The sequence below is a fragment of the Priestia sp. P5_B4 genome, assembly GCF_056400385.1.
Window position 1 is genome coordinate 1 of sequence record NZ_JBFULJ010000388.1, and the last position, 3,505, is coordinate 3,505.

Genomic DNA, 3,505 nt, shown 5'->3' on the forward strand with positions numbered 1-3,505 from the left:
TCTCAAATGAAAGGACTGGCTTTTAAATCAGGTAATCTTTTTTAAGGAGGCTTTTTGAATGTTTTTACGAGAATTAACGAAAAGTGGGACGATAACTGTTTCTTACTATAAAGATGGGACGTTGCAAACGTGCAAAGGCCGCGTGCACAACTTAAATCTCCATCAGCAAATTCTATCCGTAAAAGACGAAAATGAAGCCGTTGTTTCCCTTTTGCTTTCTGATATTAAATCCATTCATTAGTATGTAAAATTAAGGAGGAATTACCATGTGGAAAGATAATAAGCAAGCGCTTACAGATTTTGTGTCGGAAGATCGATTTGAACTGAACTTATATTTAACGTATTTGCTTGATCAAATTTCGTATGACACGTCTAAACAATCTCCTTTTCTTCGTAAGCCTAATGAAACAACTAGTTAATATAGAAAAAAGCGCACAAATTTGTGCGCTTTTTTTAATGTGATGGCTCTACTTCAGCAATGCCTTCTTCTGGTTTTTCTTCGGCTTTTTTATTTGAAAGCTTGATCTGCCTTAAGAACAATGTGCATACCGCTCCTAAAATAATAAAAGCTAAGCCCATGAAAAAGACGCTGTGCAATGCGCTCATTAGCGAGGTCTTCAAAATTGGCACAATGCTGTCTGAAAGCGCAGCTGGAATACTCTTTAGCGCCTCAGGGCTAAACAGCATCTGCAGCACACTTTCAGGATTCGTATCAATCGCTTTTTTAAACCCGTCTGCAAAAGCACTTGCTTGAGCAGGCAATGTGTTTAAATATGGAACGAGTTTGTCACTAAGAAGCGTACCTGATTTTGCATTCATTACCGCTCCTAAGATCGTAATACCGAACGTTCCTCCAATTGAACGGAAAAATTGACTTGATGATGTAACCACACCGAGCTCTTCTTTTGAAAAGCTCTCTTGAAGAGCAAGTGTTAAAATTGGCATTACAAGCCCCATTCCTAAACCGATTATGGCCATATAAGAAGTGGCAACAAGTTTGCTAGTATGAAGGTCTAATGTTGTTAACAAGAAGAACCCTCCTGCCATAATGAGCATACCCGTAACAATTTGAGGCTTGATTCCAACTTTATAAACAAGCTGCCCTCCAATAATACTTGTCACAATCATTGAAATCATCATCGGTGTCATAATGGTACCGGATTCCGAGGCGCTGACTCCAACGATTCCTTGCATAAAGAATGGAACAAACGTAATGGCTCCGAACATGCCGATGCTCATAAAAAAGCCAATGATATTTAACAGCGTAAACGTTCGGTTCTTAAATAAATACATCGGAAGAATCGGCTCTTTCGCTTTCTTTTCCACAATAATAAAGCTTATGATCCCCACAACAGCAAGTGTAAATAGACTAATAATTTGCCAAGAGTTCCAGTCGTAGTCTTTTCCTCCAAAGCTCAGGGCCAAAAGCAAGCTCACTACTCCGATAACCATTGTGAACATACCGGCTACATCGAATTTCACAGGTCCCGTATGTTTCTTTCCTTGAAGTCCCAGGGCAATAAAAACGGTAGCGAGTATCCCTACCGGCAAGTTGATGTAAAACACCCATTTCCAGTTCAGTGAATCAACAATCCATCCGCCAATTTGTGGACCGATGACAGAAGCAAGACCGTAAATTCCTCCGAATACTCCTTGAAATTTTGCTCGTGCTTTTCCTGTAAATAAATCACCGATTACAATCATTGCCATCGGCATCATAACGCCGCCGCCAATTCCTTGTAATGCACGGAATAAAATAAGCTCTGTCATGTTATTTGCCATTCCACATAGAGCAGAAGCAACCATAAAAATAATAAGTCCTGTAACATAAATTACTCTGCGCCCTACTAAATCAGCGAGCTTTCCTGCAATCGGAACAACTGTTGTCGACGTTAATAAATAGGCTGTTGTCAGCCATGTCATCATGCTCAATCCACCAAGATCTCCTACGATTCTTGGCATAGCTGTTCCGACAATGGTTCCATCAAGTGCAGAAAAGAACATCGCAATAATTAACCCAATTAATAAGAGCGTGCGCTTTGAATTTTTTTGATTTTCCATCGTGTGTCTCTCCTCTTTTTTGTTACTGCTGCTTATCTTTATAAGAAGCAGCTGACGTTGCAAGCTTTTTCGTAATAGAAGCCATCATAGAAAGCTCTTCTTCTGTTAAATGCAAAAGATAGCGGTCCATAATGGCTTTTCGACCATTCAGCACATCTTCAAGCTTGCGATACCCAAATTCCGTTAAGGTAATATCAACGACTCGTCTGTCCTCTTTATTATGTTCTCTTACAACAAAATTGTGCTGTTCGAGACGATCCACTAAAAGAGTCACGGCGCTCGGTTTGACATCCATGAGTTCTGCAATTTGAGAAACCTTACTGCTCCCTACTTTCTTTAAATAAGAAAGAACAAATAATTGCGTAGGAGTCATCTCATGCTCATTTAGGCTCTCCATCATTTCGGGCTGCATTTTTTCAAATAGCACTTGAAGCGATGAACGAATCTCTCCAAGATACTGATTGCTTTTTGTCACATCTATTCCTCCAGGCTTGCTTATTTATTTCATGTCATAAATAGTTAATGCTAATTAAATATAAATGCATATAAACTAAAAGTCAATTATTTCTTTTTTAGTATTGACCCTTACGCTGCGTTATATTTTATAGTAGATTTCAGAAGGGAGATGAAAGAATGAACAGAAAAACAAAAGAAGTTGCTGACTTAGTAGGAATCAGCGTCCGCACGCTGCATCACTATGACGAAATCGGGCTATTAAAACCTGATGCCGTTAGTGAATCCGGCTATCGGCTTTATTCAGCGGCTAATCTCGATATGCTTCAACAAATATTATTTTTTAAAGAACTTGGCTTCCCTTTAAAACAAATTCACGAGATTATAACAGACCCGACGTTTAATCGCACAGAAGCATTGATACTGCAAAAAAACATGCTGATTGAAAAACGCAGTCGGCTCGATCAAATGATTGTAACCATTAATAAAACGATTCAATATGAAGAAGGAGCGATTGAAATGAACGAAAAAGAGCGGTTTAAAGGACTGGATTTTTCGCATAACCCATACGAAGAAGAAGCACGGAAGCGCTGGGGAAACCAGCGGGTAGATGAAGCGAATGAAAAAGTACAAAGCTTCTCACAAGAAGAACAGCAGCACATGTCAAACGAATGGGAAAGTATCTACACTCACCTAGCTTCGCTTCGTAATCTGTCACCATCCTCTACAGAAGCTCAAAAAGCTATTGGGAAATGGTATAAATTTTTAAATGAGAACTTTGGAACGTATTCATTAGAAGCCTTTAAAGGTCTCGGAGAAATGTATGTGCAAGATGAGCGATTTACAACTACCATTGACCGCTACGGAAAAGGATTAGCCAAATTTATGAACGAGGCGATGAGTGTATTTGCAGACGCTAAAAACAATAAACAAAAAGACAATGAGATATAACTAAATCAATTCAATCTAAAGACGAACAACTGGCATATAT

Annotated in this window: 5 protein-coding genes; 3 read left to right on the forward strand and 2 right to left on the reverse strand. The window is 39.0% G+C overall.

Features of this window, described 5'->3' with window-relative positions:
• The first annotated feature begins 58 nt into the window (after positions 1-58).
• Together AC1DRF_RS19865 and AC1DRF_RS19870 are read left to right on the forward strand one after the other, a co-directional pair.
• Positions 59-241, forward strand: a complete 183-nt coding sequence (locus AC1DRF_RS19865) for a YolD-like family protein (protein WP_013083869.1) — start codon at positions 59-61, stop codon at positions 239-241.
• 25 nt (positions 242-266) lie between these two features.
• A complete protein-coding gene (locus AC1DRF_RS19870) occupies positions 267-419 on the forward strand; it encodes a hypothetical protein (RefSeq protein WP_013057796.1) in 153 nt (50 codons plus the stop codon).
• A gap of 34 nt (positions 420-453) precedes the next feature.
• On the opposite strand, the gene AC1DRF_RS19875 is transcribed toward AC1DRF_RS19870, so the two are convergent.
• Together AC1DRF_RS19875 and AC1DRF_RS19880 are read right to left on the reverse strand one after the other, a co-directional pair.
• Positions 454-2,061, reverse strand: coding sequence for an MDR family MFS transporter (locus AC1DRF_RS19875; RefSeq protein ID WP_237074414.1), 1,608 nt, complete (start codon positions 2,059-2,061; stop codon positions 454-456).
• A 22-nt stretch (positions 2,062-2,083) separates the two neighbouring features.
• Positions 2,084-2,536 carry a MarR family winged helix-turn-helix transcriptional regulator gene (locus tag AC1DRF_RS19880; protein ID WP_097825250.1) on the reverse strand — a complete coding sequence of 151 codons (453 nt, stop codon included), beginning with the start codon at positions 2,534-2,536 and terminating at the stop codon, positions 2,084-2,086.
• Between the two features lie 158 nt (positions 2,537-2,694).
• On the opposite strand from AC1DRF_RS19880, the gene AC1DRF_RS19885 reads away from it, so the two are divergent.
• Entirely contained in the window at positions 2,695-3,465 is a 771-nt protein-coding gene (locus AC1DRF_RS19885) for a MerR family transcriptional regulator (protein ID WP_477741487.1), read from the forward strand.
• Positions 3,466-3,505 lie beyond the last annotated feature (40 nt).